Annotated in this window: 29 protein-coding genes; 24 read left to right on the top strand and 5 right to left on the bottom strand. The window is 67.8% G+C overall.

The window, feature by feature from the left end; translation table 11 throughout:
• Positions 1-55 precede the first annotated feature (55 nt).
• Genes I8E28_RS00895 through I8E28_RS00885 form a run of 3 tightly spaced genes read left to right on the top strand, consistent with a single transcriptional unit; the run spans position 56 to position 2,282 of the window.
• Positions 56-742 (top strand): dienelactone hydrolase family protein, encoded by a 687-nt coding sequence (locus I8E28_RS00895; protein WP_200785977.1) that lies wholly within the window; start codon positions 56-58, stop codon positions 740-742.
• Positions 742-1,635 carry an amidohydrolase family protein gene (locus I8E28_RS00890; protein WP_200785976.1) on the top strand — a complete coding sequence of 298 codons (894 nt, stop codon included), beginning with the start codon at positions 742-744 and terminating at the stop codon, positions 1,633-1,635. The genes I8E28_RS00895 and I8E28_RS00890 overlap by 1 nt, the downstream gene beginning before the upstream one ends.
• Entirely contained in the window at positions 1,632-2,282 is a 651-nt protein-coding gene (locus tag I8E28_RS00885; protein WP_200785975.1) for a glutathione S-transferase family protein, read from the top strand. Before I8E28_RS00890 ends, I8E28_RS00885 begins: the two co-directional genes overlap by 4 nt.
• Here the strand turns inward: I8E28_RS00885 and I8E28_RS00880 are convergent.
• Genes I8E28_RS00880 through hemB form a run of 3 tightly spaced genes read right to left on the bottom strand, consistent with a single transcriptional unit; the run spans position 2,264 to position 5,124 of the window.
• Positions 2,264-2,968 carry a DUF72 domain-containing protein gene (locus I8E28_RS00880; protein ID WP_207793993.1) on the bottom strand — a complete coding sequence of 235 codons (705 nt, stop codon included), beginning with the start codon at positions 2,966-2,968 and terminating at the stop codon, positions 2,264-2,266. The two genes, I8E28_RS00885 and I8E28_RS00880, sit on opposite strands and share 19 nt — an antisense overlap.
• 43 nt (positions 2,969-3,011) lie before the next feature.
• Entirely contained in the window at positions 3,012-4,115 is a 1,104-nt protein-coding gene (locus I8E28_RS00875) for a magnesium transporter CorA family protein (RefSeq protein ID WP_200785973.1), read from the bottom strand.
• 7 nt (positions 4,116-4,122) lie between these two features.
• Entirely contained in the window at positions 4,123-5,124 is a 1,002-nt protein-coding gene (hemB, locus tag I8E28_RS00870) for a porphobilinogen synthase (RefSeq protein WP_200785972.1), read from the bottom strand.
• 240 nt (positions 5,125-5,364) lie between these two features.
• Between hemB and I8E28_RS00865 the strand changes: the two genes are divergently transcribed.
• The 10 genes from I8E28_RS00865 (at position 5,365) to rpsJ (ending at position 14,080) form a co-directional block, all read left to right on the top strand.
• Positions 5,365-5,787 carry a CopD family protein gene (locus tag I8E28_RS00865; protein WP_200785971.1) on the top strand — a complete coding sequence of 141 codons (423 nt, stop codon included), beginning with the start codon at positions 5,365-5,367 and terminating at the stop codon, positions 5,785-5,787.
• A 3-nt stretch (positions 5,788-5,790) separates the two neighbouring features.
• Positions 5,791-6,921, top strand: coding sequence for a VanZ family protein (locus I8E28_RS00860; protein ID WP_200785970.1), 1,131 nt, complete (start codon positions 5,791-5,793; stop codon positions 6,919-6,921).
• On the top strand, positions 6,918-7,262 hold the full coding sequence (locus I8E28_RS00855; protein ID WP_200785969.1) for a (2Fe-2S) ferredoxin domain-containing protein: 345 nt from the start codon (positions 6,918-6,920) through the stop codon (positions 7,260-7,262). Before I8E28_RS00860 ends, I8E28_RS00855 begins: the two co-directional genes overlap by 4 nt.
• Before the next feature lie 5 nt (positions 7,263-7,267).
• Positions 7,268-7,891 carry an alpha/beta hydrolase gene (locus tag I8E28_RS00850; RefSeq protein WP_200785968.1) on the top strand — a complete coding sequence of 208 codons (624 nt, stop codon included), beginning with the start codon at positions 7,268-7,270 and terminating at the stop codon, positions 7,889-7,891.
• A 14-nt stretch (positions 7,892-7,905) separates the two neighbouring features.
• Positions 7,906-9,063, top strand: coding sequence for a D-alanyl-D-alanine carboxypeptidase family protein (locus tag I8E28_RS00845; protein WP_200785967.1), 1,158 nt, complete (start codon positions 7,906-7,908; stop codon positions 9,061-9,063).
• A 198-nt stretch (positions 9,064-9,261) separates the two neighbouring features.
• Positions 9,262-9,639 (top strand): 30S ribosomal protein S12, encoded by a 378-nt coding sequence (gene rpsL, locus I8E28_RS00840; protein WP_145895503.1) that lies wholly within the window; start codon positions 9,262-9,264, stop codon positions 9,637-9,639.
• Positions 9,640-9,780: 141 nt separating this feature from the next.
• On the top strand, positions 9,781-10,254 hold the full coding sequence (rpsG, locus tag I8E28_RS00835) for a 30S ribosomal protein S7 (protein WP_200785966.1): 474 nt from the start codon (positions 9,781-9,783) through the stop codon (positions 10,252-10,254).
• A gap of 68 nt (positions 10,255-10,322) precedes the next feature.
• The gene (fusA, locus tag I8E28_RS00830; protein ID WP_200785965.1) at positions 10,323-12,425 is read left to right on the top strand and encodes an elongation factor G; all 2,103 of its coding nucleotides are present in this window, start codon (positions 10,323-10,325) and stop codon (positions 12,423-12,425) included.
• A gap of 147 nt (positions 12,426-12,572) precedes the next feature.
• Complete coding sequence (gene tuf, locus I8E28_RS00825; protein WP_200785964.1) at positions 12,573-13,763, top strand: elongation factor Tu; 1,191 nt, start codon at positions 12,573-12,575, stop codon at positions 13,761-13,763.
• 5 nt (positions 13,764-13,768) lie between these two features.
• Positions 13,769-14,080, top strand: coding sequence for a 30S ribosomal protein S10 (gene rpsJ / locus I8E28_RS00820; protein ID WP_145895499.1), 312 nt, complete (start codon positions 13,769-13,771; stop codon positions 14,078-14,080).
• Positions 14,081-14,145: 65 nt separating this feature from the next.
• Here the strand turns inward: rpsJ and I8E28_RS00815 are convergent, their stop codons facing one another.
• Positions 14,146-16,185 carry a M3 family metallopeptidase gene (locus I8E28_RS00815; RefSeq protein WP_200785963.1) on the bottom strand — a complete coding sequence of 680 codons (2,040 nt, stop codon included), beginning with the start codon at positions 16,183-16,185 and terminating at the stop codon, positions 14,146-14,148.
• Positions 16,186-16,432: 247 nt separating this feature from the next.
• On the opposite strand from I8E28_RS00815, the gene rplC reads away from it, so the two are divergent.
• The 11 genes from rplC (at position 16,433) to I8E28_RS00760 (ending at position 21,994) form a co-directional block, all read left to right on the top strand.
• Positions 16,433-17,116 (top strand): 50S ribosomal protein L3, encoded by a 684-nt coding sequence (gene rplC, locus I8E28_RS00810; protein ID WP_200785962.1) that lies wholly within the window; start codon positions 16,433-16,435, stop codon positions 17,114-17,116.
• Positions 17,116-17,736: a 50S ribosomal protein L4 gene (gene rplD / locus I8E28_RS00805; protein ID WP_200785961.1), complete on the top strand. Its 621-nt coding sequence runs from the start codon at positions 17,116-17,118 to the stop codon at positions 17,734-17,736. The genes rplC and rplD overlap by 1 nt, the downstream gene beginning before the upstream one ends.
• Positions 17,733-18,068, top strand: coding sequence for a 50S ribosomal protein L23 (gene rplW, locus I8E28_RS00800; RefSeq protein ID WP_200785960.1), 336 nt, complete (start codon positions 17,733-17,735; stop codon positions 18,066-18,068). The genes rplD and rplW overlap by 4 nt, the downstream gene beginning before the upstream one ends.
• Entirely contained in the window at positions 18,068-18,892 is an 825-nt protein-coding gene (gene rplB / locus I8E28_RS00795; RefSeq protein ID WP_200785959.1) for a 50S ribosomal protein L2, read from the top strand. The genes rplW and rplB overlap by 1 nt, the downstream gene beginning before the upstream one ends.
• 15 nt (positions 18,893-18,907) lie before the next feature.
• Entirely contained in the window at positions 18,908-19,186 is a 279-nt protein-coding gene (gene rpsS / locus I8E28_RS00790; RefSeq protein ID WP_027102398.1) for a 30S ribosomal protein S19, read from the top strand.
• A 9-nt stretch (positions 19,187-19,195) separates the two neighbouring features.
• Positions 19,196-19,525, top strand: a complete 330-nt coding sequence (gene rplV / locus I8E28_RS00785; RefSeq protein WP_200785958.1) for a 50S ribosomal protein L22 — start codon at positions 19,196-19,198, stop codon at positions 19,523-19,525.
• A 13-nt stretch (positions 19,526-19,538) separates the two neighbouring features.
• Positions 19,539-20,471, top strand: coding sequence for a 30S ribosomal protein S3 (gene rpsC, locus I8E28_RS00780; RefSeq protein WP_200785957.1), 933 nt, complete (start codon positions 19,539-19,541; stop codon positions 20,469-20,471).
• A gap of 2 nt (positions 20,472-20,473) precedes the next feature.
• Entirely contained in the window at positions 20,474-20,890 is a 417-nt protein-coding gene (rplP, locus tag I8E28_RS00775) for a 50S ribosomal protein L16 (protein WP_200785956.1), read from the top strand.
• Positions 20,891-20,900: 10 nt separating this feature from the next.
• Positions 20,901-21,125 (top strand): 50S ribosomal protein L29, encoded by a 225-nt coding sequence (gene rpmC / locus I8E28_RS00770; protein WP_200785955.1) that lies wholly within the window; start codon positions 20,901-20,903, stop codon positions 21,123-21,125.
• Between the two features lie 15 nt (positions 21,126-21,140).
• On the top strand, positions 21,141-21,410 hold the full coding sequence (gene rpsQ, locus I8E28_RS00765) for a 30S ribosomal protein S17 (protein ID WP_200785954.1): 270 nt from the start codon (positions 21,141-21,143) through the stop codon (positions 21,408-21,410).
• 77 nt (positions 21,411-21,487) lie between these two features.
• Complete coding sequence (locus I8E28_RS00760) at positions 21,488-21,994, top strand: peroxiredoxin (protein ID WP_200785953.1); 507 nt, start codon at positions 21,488-21,490, stop codon at positions 21,992-21,994.
• Between the two features lie 21 nt (positions 21,995-22,015).
• Here the strand turns inward: I8E28_RS00760 and I8E28_RS00755 are convergent, their stop codons facing one another.
• Positions 22,016-22,489: a GNAT family N-acetyltransferase gene (locus I8E28_RS00755; protein WP_239027157.1), complete on the bottom strand. Its 474-nt coding sequence runs from the start codon at positions 22,487-22,489 to the stop codon at positions 22,016-22,018.
• Positions 22,490-22,564 lie beyond the last annotated feature (75 nt).

The raw sequence follows: 22,564 nt of genomic DNA, 5'->3' as shown, positions 1-22,564 counted from the left end.
TCCTGGTTCGTTTTGCCGGGATTAGGATACGCGCCCACACACGAAGGAGACCACCATGGGTGCATTCGTCGACCTGCAAGCCGCCGACGGCTTCCGCTTCCCCGCCTACGTGGCGCAGCCCACCGGCGCCGCGAAGGGCGCCGTCGTGGTGCTGCAGGAGATCTTCGGGGTCAACTCGCACATCCGGTCCGTCGCCGACGGCTATGCGGCGCAGGGCTTCCTTGCGGTCGCGCCGTCGACCTTCCACCGCGTGAAGCAGGGCGTGGAACTGGGCTACAGCCAGGACGACATGCAGGCGGGCTTCGCGTTGAAGACGGCCGTGGAGGCGCTGCCCGCGCCCGGCGTGATGCAGGACATCCAGGCCGCGATCACGCACGCGAAGCAGGGCGGCAAGGTCGGCATCGTCGGCTACTGCTGGGGCGGGCTGCTGTCCTGGCGCTCGGCCTGCACGCTCGACGGCCTGTCGGCCGCGGTCTGCTACTACGGCGGCGGCATGACGACGCCGGACGAATCGGCGCGCCAGCCGAAGGTGCCGGTGCTCGCGCACTTCGGCGACCAGGACCACTGGATCCCGCTGGACAGCGTCGAGGCGTTCAGGAAGGCGCACCCGGACGTGGAGGTCCACGTCTACAAGGCCAACCACGGCTTCAACTGCGACCAGCGCGGCTCGTACGACGAACCGTCGGCCAAGGTAGCGCGCGAGCGCTCGCTGGCGTTCTTCGGCAAGCATCTGGCCGCGTGATGCGCGCCCTGCGGCAGGGACTGGCCGCGCTGCTGGCGACGCTGACGTGCGGCGTCGCCCTGGCGGCTCCCTACGTGGGGCCGCTGTTCGATGCCCACCTGCACTACAACGTGGAGGCCTGGGATGGCCGCAGCGGCCCGGTGCCGCCGCAGGAGGCCGCGGCCAGGTTCCAGCGCAACGGCGTGCGCGCGATCCTGTCCAATTCGCGGCCGAACGACGGCACGCACACGCTGGCCGGCTCGCCCCAGGTGCGCGCCGCCGGCGTCACCGTCGTGCCCTTCGTGCGGCTGTACCGCAACCGCGCCGACTACGACAACTGGTACCGCGACGAGAGCATCCACCGCATGGTGCTCGACGAGCTCGCCCGCGGGTCGGCCGCCGGCCCATTCCGCGGCATCGGCGAGTTCCACCTGTACGACAGCGCGAACGCCAACGGCCCGGTCGCACGGCAATTGATGCGACTCGCCGAGGAGCGCCAGCTGGTGGTGCTGGCGCACGTCGACGACACCGCCATCGACCTCCTGATGGCGAACACGCCTTCACGCGGCCAGAAGGCGCGGTTGATCTGGGCGCACACCGGCATCGGCGGCGCGCCGGTGGCGCGCGTCGACCAGCTGTTCGCCAAGTACCCGCTGCTGATGGGCGAGCTGTCGTACCGGCCGGGCCTGACCTGCGAAGGCGGCAAGCTGTGCGCGCCGTGGCGCGAGTTGCTCCTGAAGTACCCAGGACGCTTCGTGATCGGCTCGGACACCTGGGTCAACCAGCGCTGGGACAGCTACGACGACCTGATGGCCGGCTACCGCGCGTGGCTCGGTGACCTGCCGGCCGACGTCGCACGCCGCATCGCGTGGGGCAACGCGGCAACCCTCTTCGGACTGCCGGAACCGAAATGATCCAGCTGCACCACTACCCCAGCACCGCGGCCATGGTGCCGCACATCCTGCTGGAGGACATCGGCGTGCCGTACGAGCGCGTGTTCGTCGACCGCATGGCCAACGCGCACAAGGCGGCGGACTACCTGCGCCTCAACCCGAACGGCCTGCTGCCGGTGCTGGTCGACGGCGATCTCGTGCTGTACGAGACCGCGGCGATCGCGCTGCACCTGTGCGACACGCAGCCGCAGGCGAAGCTCGTGCCCGCGCTGGGCACGAACGATCGCGCGCAGTTCTACAAGTGGCTCATGTGGCTGACCAACACGCTGCAGGCGGCTCTGATCGTGTACTTCTACCCGGACCGCTGGGTCGATGCGGGCAATGCGGAAGGCGCGGCGGAGGTGAAGCGGCACGCGCACGAAAAGGTGGTCGGCCTGCTCGGGCAACTGGAGGAGCAGCTGGCCTCGCACGCCGGTCCGTGGTTCCTCGGCGAGCAGTACACCGCGCTCGATGCCTACGTCTTCACGCTGTGCCGCTGGACCCGCAACTTCCCGAGCGGCAAGGCGCGTGAGCTGCCGCGGCTCGGCCCCTACCTGCAGCGCATGCTCGAGCGGCCTGCCGTGCAGCGCGTGCTCGCCAACGAGCAGCTTCAGCCGCCCTTCGTCTGAACGAGCAACCGCTGCAGTTGCAGCGCGTCGCCGGCGGCCGCGCCGCTGGCCGTGTTGTCGAAGATGCACCAGACCTCGCTGCCCGTCGCGGCCTGCTGTGCGATGCGCTGCGCCAGTGCCTCCAACTGCGCCTGGGGATACGACGAGTAGTACATGCGCGGCGTGCCGTGCAGGCGCAGGTAGGTGAGGCCGTGCCAGCCGCCCGGCTGGCCCCCTTCGGGATGGCGCACGGGATCGGCCAGCACACGGGCAATGCGCATGTCGCGCAGCAGGGCGTCGGCCTCGGCACCGAACCAGGTCGCGTGGCGTGGTTCGGCGGCCACCTGCAACTCCCATCGCGACCGCAAGCCGCTGAAGAACGCACGGGCGACATCCGCATCGAAGGCGAAGCTGGGCGGCATCTGCACGAGCAGGCAGGCCAACGATGCGCCCAACCCGTTCGCCTGCGCCAGGAACTCGTCGAGCAGCGCGCCGCAGTCGAGCAGGCGCCTTTCGTGCGTGATCGTCTTGGGCAGCTTCGCCGAGAAGGCGAAACCGGGCGGCACCGAGGCGGCCCAGCGTTGCCAGGTGGACGCGCGGTGCGGCCGGTGGAACGAGCTGTTGATCTCGCTGCAGGGGAACACCTGCGCGTAGCGGGCCAGGTGCGAGTCGCCGGCCGGCAACTGGGGCGCGACGTCGGCTGGCAACGTCCAGCCCGCACAGCCGATGCGAACCGCCCCCTGCACGCGATCAGCGCGAACTGCGCTCCAGGTAGTGCTTGCGCCAGAACACCAGCCCCAGCGACAGCGCGATGACCACCATGCCGCCCACTGCCACCCAGAAGCCGATCGGGTCGCGCAGCAGCGGCATGCTGGCGAAGTTCATCCCGAAGATGCCGGTGATCAGGTTCAGCGGGAGGAAGATCGCCGTGAGCGCCGTCAGCGTGCGCATGATGTTGTTGGTGCGGTTGCTCTGTGCCGAGAAGTGGATCTGCACCACGCTCTCGGCGCCCTCCTCCATGCGCCGCACCTGGTGCACCACGCGCTGGATGTGCTCGACGACGTCGCGCGCGCGGGCCACGAGGCCGTCGCGCTCGGCCTGCGACAGGTTCGGCGGCGGCGTCTCGCGCGCCGTGTCCAGCCACTCCTGCATCGCGTCGTTCTGCTCCTCGCACAGGTCCTCGAGCAGGTGCAGTTCGCGCCGCGCCACCATCAACCCGCCCCAGCCGCGGAAGTCGGAGCCGGGACGCAGCAGTTCCTGCTGCCACTGGTCCAGCTCCGTGCTCAGCTGCTTGCGCAGTTCCAGGTAGCCGTCGACCATCACGTTGACCATGCGCAGCATCAGGTCCGCGGGATTGGCCGGCAGGCGGCTGCGGTTGGCGGCGACCCCTTCGCCCTGCACGACGTCCGACAGGTAGCGGCTGATGAACGAGCGGGCCGTCAGGCACGCGGCCGGGTGCACCGAGACCAGCAAGCGGTCGCAGACGACGAACGACACGGCGCGCGTGCGGATCCGGTAGAAGCTGGCCAGCGCCGGCACTGCGCGCACGGCGGTGCCGTTCGCCTCCAGCTCGCGATCCACTTCGTCCGGTGTGGCAAGGCGCCGGAAGATCACCAGGTCGTAGACCGATGTGAAGTCGTAGTGCGACGGGTGGGTCGCGTTCTCCAGGTCCTTGACGTGCAGGTCCAGCAGCGCCGAGCCGCCCAGCCGGTGCGCGGCGGCCTGCAGCGTGGGCAGCGCCTCGCGCAGGTTCTCGCGGTCGAGGAAGATCCAGACGAAGCCGTCCGCCGGAGGGCGGGCCGGCACGCTTTCCAGGAAGCGCAGCGAGCCGCCGGTGAACTCGACGATCTGCATGCGCCGCTCAGGCCCGCAGCTTGCGCGCCGCCTCGAGCGCGAAGTAGGTGAGCACGCCGTCGGCGCCGGCGCGCTTGAACGCGAGCAGGCTTTCCATCATCGCCAGGTCGCCATCGAGCCAGCCGTTCTGCGCCGCGGCGCGCAGCATCGCGTATTCCCCCGACACCTGGTACGCGAAGGTGGGCACGCGGAATTCGTCCTTCACGCGGCGCACGACGTCCAGGTAGGGCATGCCGGGCTTGACCATCACCATGTCGGCGCCCTCGGCGATGTCCATCGCGACCTCGCGCAGCGCCTCGTCGCTGTTGCCCGGGTCCATCTGGTAGACCTTCTTGTTCGCCTTGCCCAGGTTCGACGCCGAGCCGACGGCGTCGCGGAACGGGCCGTAGAACGCGCTCGCGTACTTCGCGCTATACGCCATGATCCGCGTGTGGATCGAGCCGCGCTGCTCCAGCGCCTGGCGGATGGCGCCGATGCGGCCGTCCATCATGTCGCTCGGCGCCACGATGTCCACGCCGGCCTCGGCCTGCACCAGCGCCTGCTTGACCAGCACTTCGACGGTCTCGTCGTTGAGGATGTAGCCGGTGGGATCGAGCAGGCCGTCCTGGCCGTGGCTGGTGAACGGGTCGAGCGCCACGTCGGTCATCACGCCCAGTTGCGGGAACCGCTCCTTCAGGCCGCGCACGACCCTCGGCACGAGGCCATCGGGATTCCACGCTTCGCGGCCGTCGTCGGTCTTGAGCTTCGGGTCGAGCACAGGGAACAGCGCCATCACCGGGATGCCGAGCGCGACGCATTCCTCGGCGACGGGCAGCAGCAGGTCGAGGCTCAGGCGTTCGACGCCCGGCATCGACGTCACCGTCTCGCGGCGTTTGTGCCCGTCCAGCACGAACACCGGGTAGATGAGGTCGTGCGCGGTGAGCGCGTTCTCGCGCACCAGGTTGCGGGTGAAGTCGTCGCGGCGCAGGCGGCGCGGACGGCCATGGGGATACGAAGCGTGCAGGACCATCCGAAAATTGTGCCCCATCGCCATGGGGGGGCCGCCGATGGGCGGTGCGGCTGCGCCTTGTAAGCGCAGGAGGGCTTTGCTAAATTAGCCCCCGGGCGGCTTGCCGCTCCCCGCTTTTCCTCCCTGAGCGGGTGCCTTGATGTGTGACAGCAAAAAGGCTTTCGGACCCCGGCTCAGGCCGGGGTTTTTTTATGGCCGCGCCAGCCCGTCGCGGGCCCACCCCTTCCGTACACTCGGCCCATGCTCTGGGTCAAAGCGCTGCACATCGTGTTCGTCGCGAGCTGGTTCGCCGGCCTGTTCTACCTGCCGAGGATCTACGTGAACCTCGCGATGGTCGAGCCCGGATCGCTGGCCGAGCGCGAACGGCTGCTGCTGATGGCCCGCAAGCTGCTGCGCTTCACGACGCTGCTCGCCGTGCCCGCGCTGGGCTTGGGCCTCTGGCTGTGGCTCGGCTATGGCATCGGGCGTGGAACCGGCTGGATGCACGCCAAGCTCGGCGTCGTGCTGCTGGTGGTCGGGTACCACCACGCGTGCGTGCTCCTGCTGCGCAAATTCGAGCGTGGCGCCAACACGCGCAACCACCGCTGGTACCGCTGGTTCAACGAGGCACCGGTGCTGCTGCTGCTCGCCGCCGTGGTGCTGGTGGTCGTCAAGCCGTTCTGAGGCATGGAAGGCCGCAAGACATCCGCCTGGCCGCTGGCGCAGGCGTATGCAGTCCTGATCGTCTACGCGAGCCTGTACCCGTTCAGTGGCTGGCGCGACCAGGGCATCGCGCCCTGGGCCTTCCTCGCCAGCCCCTGGCCCAAGTACTGGACGGCGTTCGACCTGCTGGCCAATGTCGCCGGCTACGCCCCGCTCGGGGTGCTGCTGGCCCTGGCCGTGTTGCGGCGCGCTTCGGCGGCGTCGGGTGGCGGCATCGGCCGCGCGGTCGGCCTGGCCACGCTCGCCGCGGCGGTGCTCGCGCTGGCGATGGAGGGCATCCAGAGCTACCTGCCCGAACGCGTGCCGTCCAACCTGGATGCCGCGCTGAACACCCTGGGCGCTGCGCTCGGGGCCTGCGTGGCGGGCGCGCTCGAGCGCTGGGGCGCGGTGGACCACTGGAGCCGGTTCCGCGTCCGCTGGTTCGTCGACGAGGCCCGTGGCGCGCTCGTCCTGCTGGCGTTGTGGCCGTTCGCCCTGCTGTTCCCCGCCGCCGTGCCGCTGGGGCTGGGCCAGGTGCTGGAGCGGCTCGAGGCGGCGCTCGGCGAGTGGCTGGCCGACACGCCGTTCCTCGGCTGGCTGCCCGTGCGCGACGTCGAACTGCAGCCGCTGGTCCCCAGCGCGGAGCTCGCGTGCGTCGCGCTCGGGGTGCTGGCGCCCTGCCTGCTGGCGCACTCCGTGATGCGGTCTGTCGGTCGGCGGGCGACGGCGACGCTCGTGCTGGTGCTGGTCGGCGTCGGCGTGACCGCGCTGTCCGCTGCACTGAGCTGGGGGCCTTCCCATGCCTGGGCATGGCTCAGCCTGCCGGTGCGCGTCGGGCTCGTCGCCGGCCTGGTCCTGGCGCTCTTGCTGCTGGCGCTGCCACGTCGTGGCAGCGCCGCCGTGCTGCTGCTGGCGCTGGCGCTGCACCTGAGCCTGTTGAACCAGGCCCCGACGAGCGCTTACTTCGCGCACACGTTGCAGGCGTGGGAGCAGGGGCGCTTCATCCGCTTCCACGGGCTCGCGCAGTGGCTGGGGTGGCTCTGGCCTTACGCGGTGCTGGTCTACGTGCTCGTGCGCCTGTCCACGCGCGAGCCCGCTCCTAGAATCCCCCAATGAGCGATGCATCCCGCCCCTCGTACTACGAGCGGCACATCTTCTTCTGCACCAACAAGCGCACCAACGGCGAGAACTGCTGCGCCGACCACAACGCGCAGGAAGGCTTCGACCGCTGCAAGGCGCAGGTCAAGGCACAGGGGCTGGCCGGTCCCGGCAAGGTCCGCGTCAACAAGGCCGGCTGCCTGGACCGCTGCTCGGCCGGCCCGGTGTGCGTGGTGTACCCCGAGGCCGTCTGGTACACGTACGTGGACGCGCAGGACATCGACGAGATCGTCGAGTCGCACCTGAAGCAGGGGCGCGTCGTCGATCGCCTGCTCACGCCGCCGCACCTGGGGCGCTGAGCACCATGAATACCTTCACCCGCCGCCTGCAGGTGCCCGGCGCCGCCGGTGCGCTCGAAGTGCTGCGCGACGACCCGGACGGCCCCACGCAGGGCGTCGCCTTCCTGGCGCATCCGCACCCGCTGTTCGGCGGCACGATGGACAACAAGGTCGTGCAGACGATGGCGCGCGCTTTCGTGCAGGGCGGCTGGTCGTCGGTGCGGTTCAACTTCCGTGGCGTCGGCGGCAGCGCCGGCGTGCACGACGAGGGCCGTGGCGAGGCCGACGACATGCGCCTGCTGGTCGCGCACTTCGCGCCCGAGGGCCCGATCGCGCTGGGGGGCTTCTCGTTCGGCGCGTTCGTCGCCAGCCAGGTGCTGGCGTCCGTGTGGGACACGCGCGAGGTGCGCAAGATCGTCCTCGTGGGCACGGCCGCCTCGCGGTTCTCCGTGTCGGCCATCCCGCTGGAGGCGCACGACCGCACCCTGGTGGTCCACGGTGAGGAAGATGACACGGTGCCGTTGCAATCCGTCCTGGACTGGGCGCGTCCGCAGGCCCTTCCCGTCAGCGTCGTGCCCGGTGGCGGGCACTTCTTTCACGGACAATTGCCGCTCCTGAAGTCCCTGGTGGCACGCCACCTCCGTTCCTGAATCCCACGACCACGATGACCCGATTCGCCAAGGCGCTGTTCGCGCCCTTGCTGGCCCTTTTCTGCCTGGCCGCCGCGGCCCAGGTTCCGCAACCCCCCGAGATCGCCGCCCGCAGCTACCTGCTGATGGACGTCAGCGCCAACCAGGTGCTGGCCGGGCGCGACGTCGACAACCCGGTCGAACCTGCGTCGCTCACCAAGCTGATGACGCAGTACCTGGTGTTCGACGCCTTGCGCGCCAAGAAGGTGTCGCTGCAGCAGACGCTGCCCGTGAGCGTGCGCGCCTGGAAGATGCCCGGCTCGCGCATGTTCATCGACCCGAAGATGCAGGTGCCGGTCGACGACCTGATCAAGGGGATGATCGTGCAGTCGGGCAACGACGCGACCGTGGCCCTGGCGGAAGGCGTCGGCGGCTCGGTCGAGCACTTCGTCGAGCTCATGAACCAGCAGGCGAAGGCGCTGGGCATGAAGAACACCTCGTACAAGAACCCCGAGGGCCTGACGACGCCGGGGCACACCACCACGGCGCGCGACCTGAGCATCCTGGCCACGCGGCTGATGCAGGACTTCCCGGAGTACCTGCACTACTACGCGATCAAGAAGTACCGCTACCAGGGCACGCCGACGGCCAACGACACCAACCGCAACCTGCTGCTGTTCCGCGATCCGACGGTGGACGGCCTGAAGACCGGCCACACCGACGCCGCCGGCTACTGCCTGATCGCCACCGCCAAGCGCGACTTCCCGAACCTGCAGGGCCGCCGCCTGCTGTCGATCGTGCTGGGCACCGGCAGCGAGGAAGCGCGCGCCAACGAATCGCAGAAGCTGCTGAACTGGGGCTTCACCGCCTTCGAGGGCATCAAGCTGTTCGACGCCAACCAGGCGGTCGCGACGCCCGAGATCTGGAAGGGCACGTCCAACACGGCCAAGCTGGGCCGTCCGCAGCCGGTCGTCGTCGCCGTGCCGGCGGGCACTGCCGCGCAACTGAAGACCGCGGTCGCGCGGCCCGACCCGCTGGTCGCTCCGCTGGCCAAGGGCCAGCCGGTCGGCTCGCTGAAGGTGCTGGCCGGCGACAAGGTCGTCGCCGAAGTGCCGCTCGTGGCGCTGGAGGCGGTGGACCAGGCCGGCGTGCTTGGTCGGGCCTGGGACGCGGTGCGACTCTGGGTCAAGTGACGCGCCAGTCGGGCGCCGGCGGCTGAGCCGGCGCTCACGTCACCTGCCGGGCTTCGGCCCGGCGACAGCCCGCCTGCTTGAGGGAAACACCGCCTCGGGATATACTGGCGGGCTTTCCCGCTGTTGGGGCGGGGATGCCATGCGCGCTCGGTGAGGCCGGGCGCCAATTTTTTCGACGCTTAGGGACATCTTTTTTCAATGCCAACCATCAACCAACTCGTGCGTCACGGGCGGGAGGTCGAGAAGACCAAATCCAAGTCGCCCGCGATGCAGAACAGCCCGCAGCGCCGTGGCGTGTGCACCCGCGTGTACACCACGACGCCGAAGAAGCCGAACTCGGCGCTTCGCAAGGTCGCCAAGGTGCGCCTGACCAACGGTTTCGAGGTCATCTCGTACATCGGCGGTGAAGGCCACAACCTGCAGGAGCACTCGGTGGTGCTCGTGCGCGGCGGCCGCGTGAAGGACCTGCCGGGCGTGCGCTACCACATCGTCCGCGGCTCCCTCGACCTGCAGGGCGTCAAGGATCGCAAGCAGTCCCGCTCCAAGTACGGCGCCAAGCGCCCGAAGAAGGCCTAAAGAGTTTTTCGTTTGTCGGTGCTTCACTCGCTCGGCAGGCGAATCGAAGCGTAGTGACCCGGTTGTCGGGTCGAGTAAGCGGAAGGCCCGGATGGCCCTCCAGGTCCCCAGAGGACCAGCTGAAGCAAGAAAGGAACAGAAATGCCACGTCGTCGCGAAGTCCCCAAGCGTGAAATCCTGCCGGATCCCAAGTTCGGCAATGTCGAGCTCGCCAAGTTCATGAACGTCATCATGCAAGGCGGCAAGAAGGCGGTGGCCGAGCGCATCGTCTACGGTGCCATCGACCACATCGAGAAGAAGAACCCTGGCCGCGACCCGGTCGAGGCGTTCACCATGGCCATCAACAACGTCAAGCCGATGGTCGAGGTGAAGTCCCGCCGCGTCGGTGGCGCCAACTACCAGGTGCCGGTGGAAGTGCGCCCGGTGCGCCGCCTGGCGCTGTCGATGCGCTGGATCAAGGAAGCCGCCAAGAAGCGCGGCGAGAAGTCCATGGCCCTGCGCCTGGCCAACGAGATCATGGAAGCCACGGAAGGCCGTGGCGGCGCCATGAAGAAGCGCGACGAAGTGCACCGCATGGCCGAGGCGAACAAGGCCTTCAGCCACTTCCGCTTCTAAAGACCGTCCCCATCTGTGGAACGGGCCCGCCGAGAGCGGGCCCTTTCCCTTTTCAACGAAAGATCATCATGGCCCGCAAAACGCCCATCGAGCGCTATCGCAACATCGGGATCTCGGCGCACATCGACGCCGGCAAGACCACGACGACCGAGCGCATCCTGTTCTACACCGGCGTGAACCACAAGATCGGTGAAGTGCACGATGGCGCCGCCACCATGGACTGGATGGAGCAGGAGCAGGAGCGCGGCATCACGATCACGTCGGCGGCCACCACCTGCTTCTGGAAGGGCATGGACATGTCCTTCCCCGAGCACCGCATCAACATCATCGACACCCCCGGCCACGTGGACTTCACCATCGAGGTGGAGCGTTCCATGCGCGTGCTGGACGGCGCCTGCATGGTGTACTGCGCCGTGGGCGGCGTGCAGCCGCAGTCCGAGACGGTCTGGCGCCAGGCCAACAAGTACAAGGTGCCGCGCCTCGCGTTCGTCAACAAGATGGACCGCACCGGCGCGAACTTCTTCAAGGTCTACGACCAGATGAAGCTGCGCCTGAAGGCCAACCCCGTGCCCATCGTCATCCCGATCGGTGCCGAGGACAACTTCACGGGCGTGGTCGACCTGCGCAAGATGAAGGCCATCATCTGGGACGAGGCGTCCCAGGGCATGAAGTTCACCTTCGAGGAGATCCCGGCCGAGCTGGTGGAAACCGCCAAGGAATGGCGCGAGAAGATGGTCGAGGCGGCCGCCGAGGCCAACGAAGCCCTGATGAACAAGTACCTGGAAGAAGGTGACCTCTCCGAAGAGGAGATCACCCTCGGCCTGCGCACGCGCACCATCGCCGGCGAAATCCAGCCGATGCTGTGCGGCACCGCGTTCAAGAACAAGGGTGTGCAGCGCATGCTGGACGCCGTCATCGAGCTGATGCCTTCGCCGATCGACATCCCGCCGGTCAAGGGCATGGATGAAGACGAGAAGGAAACCAGCCGCAAGGCCGACGACAACGAGAAGTTCTCGGCGCTGGCGTTCAAGCTGATGACCGACCCGTTCGTGGGCCAGCTGACCTTCGTGCGCGTCTATTCGGGCGTGCTCACCAAGGGCGACAGCGTCTACAACCCGATCCGCGGCAAGAAGGAGCGCATCGGCCGGATCGTGCAGATGCATGCGAACAACCGCCAGGAAGTGGACGAGATCCGCGCCGGCGACATCGCCGCCTGCGTGGGTTTGAAGGACGTCACCACGGGCGAGACCCTGTGCGACCCGGACTCCATCGTGACGCTGGAGCGCATGGTGTTCCCCGAGCCGGTGATCCGCCAGGCCGTCGAACCCAAGACCAAGGCCGACCAGGAAAAGATGGGCGTGGCCCTGCAGCGCCTGGCCGCGGAGGACCCGTCGTTCCGCGTGAACACGGACGAGGAATCGGGCCAGACCATCATCGGTGGCATGGGCGAGCTGCACCTGGAAATCATCGTCGACCGCATGAAGCGCGAGTTCGGCGTCGAGGCCAACGTGGGCAAGCCGCAGGTCGCCTACCGTGAGACGGTGCGCTCGAAGGTCACCGACGTCGAAGGCAAGTTCGTGCGCCAGTCGGGCGGCAAGGGCCAGTACGGCCACGTCGTCTTCACGCTGGAGCCGCAGGAAGCCGGCAAGGGCTTCGAGTTCGTCGACGCGATCAAGGGCGGCGTGGTGCCGCGCGAGTTCATCCCGGCCGTGGAAAAGGGCGTGATCGAGGCGCTGAACACGGGCGTGCTGGCCGGCTACCCGGTCGTGGACGTCAAGGTCACGCTGACCTTCGGTTCGTACCACGACGTGGACTCGTCGGAGCAGGCGTTCAAGATGGCCGCCATCTTCGGCTTCAAGGAAGCCGCGCGGAAGGCCAACCCGGTGATCCTCGAGCCGATGATGGCCGTGGAAGTCGAGACGCCGGAGGATTACGCCGGCAACGTGATGGGCGACCTGTCGTCCCGTCGCGGCATGGTGCAGGGCATGGACGACATGGTCGGCGGCGGCAAGGCGATCAAGGCCGAGGTCCCGCTGTCCGAGATGTTCGGCTACTCGACCACGCTGCGATCGATGTCGCAGGGCCGCGCCACGTACACGATGGAGTTCAAGCACTACGCCGAAGCTCCGCGCAACGTGGCCGAGGCCATCGTCGCCGCGCGCGCGAAATAAGTCGAAGGACAGGGCGGCGCCAGTCGCCCTGTTGTCCTCCGTTGTGTCTGCGACCGCACACCCCGCGCTGCCCGTGGCGAGGGACCCAGTGATGCGGTGCAGACGTTAAACCCCCCACGGGCGTTGCTCTTTATCGGAGATTTCCCAATGGCAAAAGGTAAGTTCGAGCGGACCAAGCCGCACGTCAACGTCGGCACCATCGGCCACGTGGACCACGGCAAGACGACCCTGACGGCGGCGATCGCCACCGTGCTGGCGGCCAAGTTCGGCGGTGAAGCCAAGGCCTACGACCAGATCGACGCGGCTCCCGAAGAAAAGGCGCGCGGCATCACGATCAACACGGCGCACGTCGAGTACGAGACGGCCAACCGCCATTACGCGCACGTCGACTGCCCCGGCCACGCCGACTACGTGAAGAACATGATCACCGGTGCCGCCCAGATGGACGGCGCGATCCTGGTCTGCTCCGCCGCCGACGGCCCGATGCCCCAGACGCGCGAGCACATCCTGCTGGCCCGCCAGGTGGGCGTGCCCTACATCATCGTGTTCCTGAACAAGTGCGACATGGTCGATGACGCCGAGCTGCTGGAACTGGTCGAAATGGAAGTGCGCGAGCTGCTGTCCAAGTACGACTTCCCCGGCGACGACACCCCGATCATCAAGGGTTCGGCCAAGCTGGCGCTGGAAGGCGACAAGGGCGACCTCGGCGAGCAGGCCATCATGCGCCTGGCCGATGCGCTGGACAGCTACATCCCCACCCCGCAGCGTGCCGTCGAAGGCGCGTTCCTGATGCCGGTGGAAGACGTGTTCTCCATCTCCGGCCGCGGTACCGTGGTGACCGGCCGTGTCGAGCGCGGCGTGGTCAAGGTCGGCGAGGAAATCGAGATCGTCGGCCTGGCGCCCACGATCAAGACCACCTGCACGGGCGTGGAGATGTTCCGCAAGCTGCTGGACCAGGGCCAAGCGGGCGACAACGTCGGCATCCTGCTGCGCGGCACCAAGCGCGAGGAAGTCCAGCGCGGCCAGGTGCTGTGCAAGCCCGGTTCCGTGAAGCCGCACACGCACTTCACCGCCGAGATCTATGTCCTGTCCAAGGACGAAGGCGGCCGCCACACGCCGTTCTTCAACAACTATCGTCCGCAGTTCTACTTCCGCACGACGGACGTGACCGGCGCGATCGAGCTGCCCAAGGACAAGGAAATGGTGATGCCGGGTGACAACGTGACGATCACCGTCAAGCTGATCGCCCCGATCGCCATGGAAGAAGGCCTGCGCTTCGCCATCCGCGAGGGTGGCAAGACGGTGGGCGCCGGCGTCGTCGCCAAGATCATGGAGTGATGGCCATGGCACAGCAGAAGATCCGCATCCGCCTGAAGGCGTTCGACTACAAGCTGATTGACCAGTCCGCCGCCGAGATCGTCGACACCGCCAAGCGCACCGGCGCCATCGTCAAGGGCCCGGTGCCCCTGCCGACGCGCATGAAGCGCTTCGACATCCTGCGCTCGCCGCACGTGAACAAGAGCTCGCGCGACCAGTTCGAGATCCGCACGCACCAGCGCCTGATGGACATCGTCGACCCGACCGACAAGACCGTCGACGCGCTGATGAAGCTGGACCTGCCGGCTGGCGTGGACGTCGAGATCAAGCTGCAGTAACCGCTCGCAGCCCCCGCGAAAAAGCCGCCCTCGGGCGGCTTTTTCCTTGCGTGCGGGAAAAGGGATTACTGCTCGCTGTTCAACCAGGCTTCGTACGCCTTGAAGCTGTACGGCCGGCCGAGGAAGTCCTTCACCAGGTCCGCGGCCGGCTTGCTGCCACCGGGCTCCAGCACCGACTTGCGGTAGCGGCTGGCGATGCCCGTGTCCATGATGTCGCCCTTCGCCGCGAACTCGCTGAACATGTCCTTGGCGATCACCAGCGACCACATGTACGTGTAGTAGACGGCGGAGTAGCCGTCGAGGTGGCCGAAGGCCGCCTGGAAGTGGTTGCCGGGCACCGGCTCGTACGGCGTGTACTTGCGCTGCAGCTCCTGCATCACGGCGGTGGTGTCCAGGCCGTCCGGGTCGCGCCGGTGGTACTCCAGGCTCATGGCCGCCAGCCACATCTGGCCGCGCACGCCCAGGCCGCGGTTGATCTCGCCGGCCTTGACCAGGCGCTGCGCCAGCGCGGTCGGGATTGGCTGGCCGGTCTGGTAGTGGGTCGCGAAGGTCTGCAGCACCTTGGGATCGCGGATCCACTCCTCCAGCATCTGCGAGGGCGCCTCGACGAAGTCGCGCTCCGTCGCCACGCCCGAGGTGCCGGCCCAGCGCCCCTGCCCGGAGACGATGGCGTGCACCAGGTGGCCGAACTCGTGGAAGAAAGTGCGCACGGCGCCGTACTCGAGCAGGCCAGGGTCGGTCGCCGTCGGCTGGCGGAAGTTGCACATCAGGACGCTCTCGGGCAGCGCAACGCCGTCCTTGCCGTGCAGAAGCGTGCCGTGCGCGAAGTGCTTGTACTTGTTCGCGCGCGGGAACATGTCCAGGTAGATGCGGCCCAGCAGGCGGTTGCCGGTGTCGTACACGTCGTAGGTCTCGACTTCGGGGTGCCACACCTTGGCGTCCGCGATGCGCTCGAAGCGGATGCCGAACAGGCGCGAGCTGGTCTCGAGCACGCCCTTCTTGACCTTGTCGTACTGGAAGTACGGGCGCACCTCCTGCGAGTCGACATTGAATTGCTCGACGCGGATGCGCTCGGCCAGGTAGCCGCTCTCCCACGGCTTGACGTCGGCGGCGGCGGGATCGTCCTTGCGCTTGCGCGCCAGCATCTCGGCGTAGTCACGCTGCGCGCGCGGTTCGGCCGCCTTGGAGATCTTCTCGATGAACTCGGCCGCGTGGCGGCTGTCGCCGATCATCTTGTTGGCCATCACGTAGTCGGCCCAGTTCGCGTAGCCGAGCAACCTGGCCAACTCCTGCCGCTTGGCGAGCATCTTCGACAGCGTCGCGAGGTTCTGCGGATACGCGCGGTTGCCGTAGGCCTTGTAGAACCGCTCGCGCAGCGCGGTGCTGCGCGAATAGCTCATCACCGGGCCGTAGTCCGGGCTGTCCGTCTTGAGCACGATCTTGCCGTCGGCACGCGGCGGATGCGCGCGGATGTAGTCGGCGGGCAGGCCTTCCAGCTCGGCCGGCGTGGCTTCCACGGTCAGGACGCTTTCGCGGATGTGCTTGCCGAACTCCTGGCTGAGCGCGGTGAGTTCGTCGTTCAGCGCCTTCACGCGGGCGCGGGTGGCGTCGTCGCGGTCGACGCCGGCCAGGCGGAAGTCGCGCAGCGTGCGCTCGAGGTAGTGGCGCGTGCCGGCGTCCAGCGGCTTGGCATCGATGCGCGACAGCGCGTCGTAGATGCCGCGGTCGAGCGAGAACTCGGTGCCGACGGTGTCGGCTTCGCGGCCGCAGGCTTCGCCGGCGCTGCGGATGTCCTTGTCCGGGTGCAGTTCGGCGGCCAGGCCGCCGCGGCTGTCTGCGTCGCGCAGGAGGCGCCGGGCCTCGTCATAGGCGTCCAGCACGGGCAGGCCCGTGGCGGAGGCGGCTTTCAGGCGCGCCATGGCGGCGCGGGACGCGGCCAGGTCGGCCCGGCAGCGGGCCAGGAAGGCGTCGGGGGTGGCGACCATCGAGGCGGAAGCGCCGACGATCGAGAGCTGGGGGGCACGCCGGGTCGGCGACTGGGCGCAGGCGGCGAGAAGCGCCGCGAGGGCGACCGCGCCCAGGCGGGGCAGGAAGTAAGGCGTCATGGGGCCGGGAGGCTGTGGCAAAGCCCGGCATTGTCGAGGCAGCGCCCCCAGCCGCCCCCGCTCGCATCGCCCCTTGGCAGGAGATGCGCAGGCGGGCTATAATCCCCGGCTTGCCCGAATCGGGCATGTGCTGTCATGGCCGCAAGGCCTGCAGCGATCATCAACCTTCCCTCGACCTTCGGCCTGCCGGCGGTCAAACGCAGAAGCCAATTGCAGCGGCTGCGGCGGGGGCAACGGAGCGAACAACATGAGTCAGAGCAACTCCCTCGGGTTGCTGGGCCGCAAGGTGGGCATGATGCGCCTGTTCACCGATGACGGGGACGCAGTCCCGGTCACGGTGGTGGACGTGTCGGGCAACCGAGTCACCCAGGTCAAGACCCAGGACAACGACGGCTACGTGGCCCTGCAGGTCACGTTCGGCAAGCGCAAGACCTCGCGCGTGTCCAAGCCCGTCGCCGGCCACCTCGCCAAGGCGGGCGCCGAAGCCGGTGAAATCATCCAGGAATTCCGCGTGACGGCCGAAACCGCCGGCAAGTACGCCGCGGGCGCCACCCTGCCGGTGGCCGAGCTGTTCGCCGTGGGCCAGAAGGTCGACGTGCAGGGCACCTCGATCGGCAAGGGCTTTGCCGGCACCATCAAGCGCCACAACTTCAGCTCGCAGCGCGCGTCGCACGGCAACAGCCGTTCGCACAACGTGCCGGGCTCGATCTCGATGGCGCAGGACCCGGGCCGCGTGTTCCCGGGCAAGCGCATGTCCGGCCACCTGGGCGACGTGACCACCACCACCCAGAACCTGGACGTCATCCGTGTGGACGAGTCCCGCGGCCTGCTCCTGATCAAGGGTGCGGTCCCCGGCTCCAAGGGTGGCTTCGTCACCGTGCGCCCGGCCGTCAAGGCCAAGCCCGCCGCCGCTGCCAAGGGAGGGAAGTGATGCAGCTCGAACTCCTGAACGAGCAGGGCCAGGCCGCGTCGAAGGTCGACGCGCCCGAGACCGTGTTCGGTCGTGAATACAACGAAGACCTGGTGCACCAGATCGTCGTCGCCTTCCAGGCCAATGCCCGCCAGGGCACGCGCGCCCAGAAGGACCGCGAGATGGTCAAGCACTCGACCAAGAAGCCGTTCAAGCAGAAGGGCACGGGCCGCGCCCGCGCCGGCATGACGTCCTCGCCGCTGTGGCGTGGCGGTGGCCGCATCTTCCCGAACAGCCCGGACGAGAACTTCACCCAGAAGATCAACAAGAAGATGTACCGCGCCGGCATGGCGTCCATCTTCTCCCAGCTGGCCCGCGAAGGCCGCATCGCCGTGGTGGACTCCATCAAGGTCGATTCGCCCAAGACCAAGCAGCTGGCCGCCAAGTTCAAGGCGATGAACCTTGAATCGGTGCTGGTGATCGCCGACGAAGTCGACGAGAACCTGTACCTGGCTTCGCGCAACCTGGCCAACGTGCTCGTCGTCGAGCCGCGTTACGCCGATCCGCTGTCCCTGGTGCACTACAAGAAGGTGCTGGTCACGAAGGCCGCCATGGACAAGCTCAAGGAGATGTTCGCATGAGCCGTGTGAACCCCACCCCCGCCGAACGCAAGTTCGACGAAGGCCGCCTGATGCAGGTGCTGGTCGCCCCGATCGTCTCGGAGAAGGCCACCCACGTCGCGGACAAGAGCAATGCCGTCACCTTCAAGGTGCTGCAGGATGCCACCAAGCCCGAGATCAAGGCCGCCGTCGAACTGATGTTCAAGGTCGAAGTCAAGGGCGTCTCCGTGGTCAACACCAAGGGCAAGACCAAGCGCTTCGGGCGCTCGGTGGGCCGCCGCGACAACGTTCGCAAGGCCTACGTGACGCTCAAGGAAGGCCAGGAACTGAACCTCTCCGGGGAGGCCGCGTAATGGCAGTCGTCAAGATGAAACCGACCTCGCCCGGCCAGCGTGCCGTGGTCAAGGTCACGCGCGATCACCTGTACAAGGGTGAGGCGTATGCGCCCCTGCTGGAGCCGCAGTTCCAGAAGGCCGGCCGCAACAACAACGGCCACATCACCACCCGCCACAAGGGCGGTGGCCACAAGCACCACTACCGCGTGGTCGATTTCCGTCGCAACAAGGACGGCATCCCGGCCAAGGTGGAGCGCGTCGAGTACGACCCGAACCGCACGGCGCACATCGCGCTGGTGTGCTACGCCGACGGCGAGCGCCGCTACATCATCGCCCCGCGCGGGCTGGATGTCGGCGCGCAGCTGGTGAGCGGCTCGGAAGCACCGATCCGCGTCGGCAACACGCTGCCGATCCGCAACATCCCGGTGGGCTCGACCATCCACTGCATCGAACTGCAGCCCGGCAAGGGCGCGCAGATCGCGCGGTCGGCGGGCACCTCGGCGACGCTGCTGGCCCGCGAAGGCACCTACGCCCAGGTCCGCATGCGCTCCGGTGAGGTCCGCAAGGTCCACATCGAGTGCCGCGCCACCATCGGCGAAGTGGCCAACGAGGAACACAGCCTGCGCCAGCTCGGCAAGGCCGGCGTCAAGCGCCACATGGGCATCCGCCCGACGGTGCGCGGCGTCGCGATGAACCCGATCGACCACCCGCACGGCGGCGGCGAAGGCCGCACCGGCACGGGCAAGCCGCCGGTGGATCCGTGGGGCAACCTGACCAAGGGTTACCGCACGCGTAACAACAAGCGCACGCAGACGTTCATCGTCTCGCGTCGCAAGAAATAACCAGGGGTCGCACAGATGACGCGTTCTCTCAAGAAGGGTCCGTTTGTGGACCACCACCTGGTGGCCAAGGTCGACAAGGCCGTGTCCGCCAAGGACAAGAAGCCGATCAAGACCTGGTCGCGCCGCTCGATGATCCTGCCCGATTTCATCGGGCTGACCATCGCCGTGCACAACGGCAAGCAGCACGTGCCGGTCTACATCACCGACCAGATGGTGGGCCACAAGCTGGGCGAATTCGCCCTGACGCGCACCTTCAAGGGTCACCCCGCGGACAAGAAAGTCCAGAAGAAATAAGGAGCAGACATGGAAACCCGTGCAGTCCTCCGTGGCGTCCGCCTGTCCGTCGACAAGGGCCGGCTGGTGGCCGACCTGATCCGCGGCAAGAAGGTGGACCAGGCGCTGAACATCCTGGAATTCACCGAGAAGAAGGCCGCCGGCATCGTCAAGAAGGTGCTGGAGTCCGCGATCGCGAACGCCGAGCACAACGACGGCGCCGACATCGACGAGCTGAAGGTCAAGACCATCTACGTGGAGCAGGGCGCGACGCTCAAGCGCTTCACGGCGCGCGCCAAGGGCCGCGGCAACCGCATCAGCAAGCCCACGTGCCACGTGTACGTGACCGTCGGCAACTGAAGGCAGGAAGAATATGGGACAGAAAATCCACCCCACCGGCTTCCGCCTGGCGGTCAGCCGCAACTGGGCGAGCCGCTGGTACGCGAACAACCGTGACTTCGCCGGCATGCTGGCCGAGGACATCAAGGTCCGCGAGTACCTCAAGAGCAAGCTGAAGAACGCCGCGGTCTCGCGCGTGCTGATCGAGCGTCCTGCGAAGAACGCCCGCATCACGATCTACTCGGCGCGTCCCGGCGTCGTGATCGGCAAGAAGGGCGAGGACATCGAGAACCTGAAGAAGGAACTCGCCACCCGCCTGGGCGTGCCGGTCGCGGTGAACATCGAGGAAGTGCGCAAGCCCGAAGTCGATGCCCAGCTGATCTCCGACTCGATCACCCAGCAGCTCGAGAAGCGCATCATGTTCCGCCGCGCGATGAAGCGCGCCATGCAGAACGCCATGCGCCTCGGTGCCCAGGGCATCAAGATCATGTCGTCGGGCCGCCTGAACGGCATCGAGATCGCGCGCACCGAGTGGTACCGCGAAGGCCGCGTGCCGCTGCACACGCTGCGCGCCGACATCGACTACGGCTTCAGCGAAGCCAAGACCACCTACGGCGTCATCGGCGTCAAGGTGTGGGTCTACAAGGGCGACACGCTGGGCCGCAGCGACGCGCCGTCGCTGGACAGCACGCCGCGCCCCGAGGGCGAGGAGCGTCGCGGTCCGCGCGGTCCGCGCCGTGACGGCGACCGCCGTGGCGGCCCCGGCGGCGATCGCCGCGGCCCGCCCTCGCGCGGTCCCCGTGGTGGCGCCGGTGCCGGCACCACCAACGCCGCGCCTGCCGACGGCAGCGACAAGCCCGCAGAGGCCACTGGAGGCGCCGACGCGCCGAAACCCGCCGTTAAGCGCGTGGCCCGCAAGGTCGCCGCCGCGCCGGCCGCTCCCGCGGCCGACGGCAAAGGAGAGTAAACATGCTGCAACCCGCTCGCCGCAAATACCGCAAAGAGCAAAAAGGCCGCAACACCGGCATCGCCACCACTGGCAACAGCGTGGCGTTCGGCGACTTCGGCCTGAAGTGCACCGACCGCGGCCGCCTCACGGCGCGCCAGATCGAGGCCGCGCGTCGCGCGATCTCCCGTCACGTCAAGCGTGGCGGCCGCATCTGGATCCGCGTGTTCCCCGACAAGCCGATCTCCCAGAAGCCTGCTGAAGTGCGCATGGGCAACGGCAAGGGCAACCCGGAGTACTACGTGGCCGAGATCCAGCCGGGCAAGGTCGTGTTCGAGATCGTCGGCGTGCCCGAGGAACTCGCGCGCGAAGCGTTCAAGCTGGCTGCCGCCAAGCTGCCGCTGCGCACCACGTTCGTGACCCGCATGATCGGCGCCTGAGGAGAGACAGATGACCAAAGCCGCCGATTTGCGCCAGAAGGACGCCGCCGCCCTCGAAGAGGAAGTGAAGTCCCTGCAGCGCGCCCACTTCGGGCTGCGCATGCAGAAGGCCACGCAACAGTTGAACAACACCGGCTCGCTGCGCGTCACGCGCCGCGACATCGCACGCGCCAAGACGATCCTGGCGCAAAAGCGTGCCGCCACCGAAGGTGGCTCCGACAAACCCGCCAAGTAACCCCAGGAGCTGAACATGACGGAAGCAAAAACCTCCCTCAAGCGCACCCTGGTCGGCAAGGTCGTGAGCGACAAGCGCGCCAAGACCGTGACCGTTCTGGTGGAACGCCGCGTCAAGCACGAGCTGTACGGGAAGATCGTCGCCAAGTCGAGCAAGTACCACGCGCACGACGAGAAGGGCGAGTTCCATGTGGGCGACGTGATCGAGATCACCGAGTCCCGCCCGATCTCCAGGACCAAGAACTGGGTCGCGACCCGCCTGGTCGAGAAGGCCTCGACGGTCTAATCCCCGTCCCGGCGAACGCCTGCGAAACCGGCCCACAATGTGGGTCGGTTTTTTTTCGTCCACACGAGGAGCGCACCATGATCAAGGTTGGAGACAGCCTGCCCGACGTCACCCTGCAGGAGTATTCGGAAGTCGAAGGCAACGGCTGCAGCATCGGCCCGAACCCGGTCAAGGTCGGCGAGGCCGCCAAGGGCAAGACCGTCGCGGTGTTCGGCCTGCCGGGCGCGTTCACGCCCACCTGCTCGGCCAAGCATGTGCCGGGCTACGTGCAGAAATACGACGAGCTGAAGAAGGCCGGCGTCGACGAGATCTGGTGCGTGAGCGTCAACGACGCGTTCGTGATGGGCGCATGGGCGCGCGACCAGAAGACCGGCACCAAGGTGCGCATGCTCGCCGACGGCAGCGCCGACTTCGCCAAGGCCACCGGCTTGACGCTCGACCTCACCGGCCGCGGCATGGGCGTGCGCAGCACGCGCTACTCGATGCTGGTCAAGGACGGCAAGGTGCAGACCCTCAACCTGGAAGCGCCGGGCAAGTTCGAGGTCAGCGACGCCGACACGCTGCTGGCGCAGGCCAAGGGCTGACGCGCCGCGGGGCGCGCGCACTCAGAGAGCGACCTTGAGGTAGTGCGCCCCGGCGATGGGGTTGTGGTAGTAGGGATCGATGGGCTCGAAGCCCAGGTCCTCGTACAACGCGCGCGCCGATTCCATGTCGTCCAGCGTGTCCAGCAGCACGCACGCATACCCGGCGCGCCGCGCCGCATCCAGCGCCGCTTCCGCCAGCTGGCGCCCCAGGCCCAGGCCGCGGTACGCCGGCCGCACGTACAGCCGCTTCATCTCCGCCGCGTTCGCGTAGTCACTGGTGTCCAGCGGCCGCAGGGCGACGCAGCCGGCCACCTGCCCTTCGACGCGCGCGAGGACCAGCGCCCCGCGCGGCTCCGCGTACTCGCCGGGCAAGCCGTCGAGTTCGGCATCGATGTCCTGGAAGTCGAGGTCCACGCCGAGCCCGTCGGCGTATTCCTGGATGATCTGGCGGGCGGCCTGGATGTCCTCGTGCGTGGTGGGTGTGACGAGGTCCAAGACGGGTAACTCTGCCGTTGGCAAGGCGATCGTGGGGAGTGGGGGAAGGGCCAGTTTAGCGACTGGGCCGAGGCT

This window comes from Ramlibacter algicola (assembly GCF_016641735.1).
GTDB lineage: Bacteria > Pseudomonadota > Gammaproteobacteria > Burkholderiales > Burkholderiaceae_C > Ramlibacter > Ramlibacter algicola.
The sequence above is the reverse complement of the archived record's forward strand: the minus strand, read 5'-3'. Positions and strand labels throughout refer to the sequence as shown.

What these genes read in the sequence shown, in the direction of transcription:
- I8E28_RS00865 (WP_200785971.1), top strand. Translation starts at nt 5,365, where the DNA reads ATGCTCTGGGTCAAAGCGCTGCACATCGTGTTCGTCGCGAGCTGGTTC.
- I8E28_RS00860 (WP_200785970.1), top strand. Translation starts at nt 5,791, where the DNA reads ATGGAAGGCCGCAAGACATCCGCCTGGCCGCTGGCGCAGGCGTATGCA.
- I8E28_RS00885 (WP_200785975.1), top strand. Translation starts at nt 1,632, where the DNA reads ATGATCCAGCTGCACCACTACCCCAGCACCGCGGCCATGGTGCCGCAC.
- I8E28_RS00845 (WP_200785967.1), top strand. Translation starts at nt 7,906, where the DNA reads ATGACCCGATTCGCCAAGGCGCTGTTCGCGCCCTTGCTGGCCCTTTTC.
- I8E28_RS00895 (WP_200785977.1), top strand. Translation starts at nt 56, where the DNA reads ATGGGTGCATTCGTCGACCTGCAAGCCGCCGACGGCTTCCGCTTCCCC.
- rpmC (WP_200785955.1), top strand. Translation starts at nt 20,901, where the DNA reads ATGACCAAAGCCGCCGATTTGCGCCAGAAGGACGCCGCCGCCCTCGAA.
- hemB (WP_200785972.1), bottom strand. Translation starts at nt 5,124, where the DNA reads ATGGTCCTGCACGCTTCGTATCCCCATGGCCGTCCGCGCCGCCTGCGC.
- rpsS (WP_027102398.1), top strand. Translation starts at nt 18,908, where the DNA reads ATGACGCGTTCTCTCAAGAAGGGTCCGTTTGTGGACCACCACCTGGTG.
- I8E28_RS00850 (WP_200785968.1), top strand. Translation starts at nt 7,268, where the DNA reads ATGAATACCTTCACCCGCCGCCTGCAGGTGCCCGGCGCCGCCGGTGCG.
- rplC (WP_200785962.1), top strand. Translation starts at nt 16,433, where the DNA reads ATGAGTCAGAGCAACTCCCTCGGGTTGCTGGGCCGCAAGGTGGGCATG.
- I8E28_RS00815 (WP_200785963.1), bottom strand. Translation starts at nt 16,185, where the DNA reads ATGACGCCTTACTTCCTGCCCCGCCTGGGCGCGGTCGCCCTCGCGGCG.
- rplB (WP_200785959.1), top strand. Translation starts at nt 18,068, where the DNA reads ATGGCAGTCGTCAAGATGAAACCGACCTCGCCCGGCCAGCGTGCCGTG.
- tuf (WP_200785964.1), top strand. Translation starts at nt 12,573, where the DNA reads ATGGCAAAAGGTAAGTTCGAGCGGACCAAGCCGCACGTCAACGTCGGC.
- I8E28_RS00855 (WP_200785969.1), top strand. Translation starts at nt 6,918, where the DNA reads ATGAGCGATGCATCCCGCCCCTCGTACTACGAGCGGCACATCTTCTTC.
- rplV (WP_200785958.1), top strand. Translation starts at nt 19,196, where the DNA reads ATGGAAACCCGTGCAGTCCTCCGTGGCGTCCGCCTGTCCGTCGACAAG.
- rpsC (WP_200785957.1), top strand. Translation starts at nt 19,539, where the DNA reads ATGGGACAGAAAATCCACCCCACCGGCTTCCGCCTGGCGGTCAGCCGC.
- I8E28_RS00760 (WP_200785953.1), top strand. Translation starts at nt 21,488, where the DNA reads ATGATCAAGGTTGGAGACAGCCTGCCCGACGTCACCCTGCAGGAGTAT.
- rplP (WP_200785956.1), top strand. Translation starts at nt 20,474, where the DNA reads ATGCTGCAACCCGCTCGCCGCAAATACCGCAAAGAGCAAAAAGGCCGC.
- rplD (WP_200785961.1), top strand. Translation starts at nt 17,116, where the DNA reads ATGCAGCTCGAACTCCTGAACGAGCAGGGCCAGGCCGCGTCGAAGGTC.
- fusA (WP_200785965.1), top strand. Translation starts at nt 10,323, where the DNA reads ATGGCCCGCAAAACGCCCATCGAGCGCTATCGCAACATCGGGATCTCG.
- I8E28_RS00875 (WP_200785973.1), bottom strand. Translation starts at nt 4,115, where the DNA reads ATGCAGATCGTCGAGTTCACCGGCGGCTCGCTGCGCTTCCTGGAAAGC.
- I8E28_RS00890 (WP_200785976.1), top strand. Translation starts at nt 742, where the DNA reads ATGCGCGCCCTGCGGCAGGGACTGGCCGCGCTGCTGGCGACGCTGACG.
- rpsG (WP_200785966.1), top strand. Translation starts at nt 9,781, where the DNA reads ATGCCACGTCGTCGCGAAGTCCCCAAGCGTGAAATCCTGCCGGATCCC.
- rpsL (WP_145895503.1), top strand. Translation starts at nt 9,262, where the DNA reads ATGCCAACCATCAACCAACTCGTGCGTCACGGGCGGGAGGTCGAGAAG.
- rpsQ (WP_200785954.1), top strand. Translation starts at nt 21,141, where the DNA reads ATGACGGAAGCAAAAACCTCCCTCAAGCGCACCCTGGTCGGCAAGGTC.
- rpsJ (WP_145895499.1), top strand. Translation starts at nt 13,769, where the DNA reads ATGGCACAGCAGAAGATCCGCATCCGCCTGAAGGCGTTCGACTACAAG.
- rplW (WP_200785960.1), top strand. Translation starts at nt 17,733, where the DNA reads ATGAGCCGTGTGAACCCCACCCCCGCCGAACGCAAGTTCGACGAAGGC.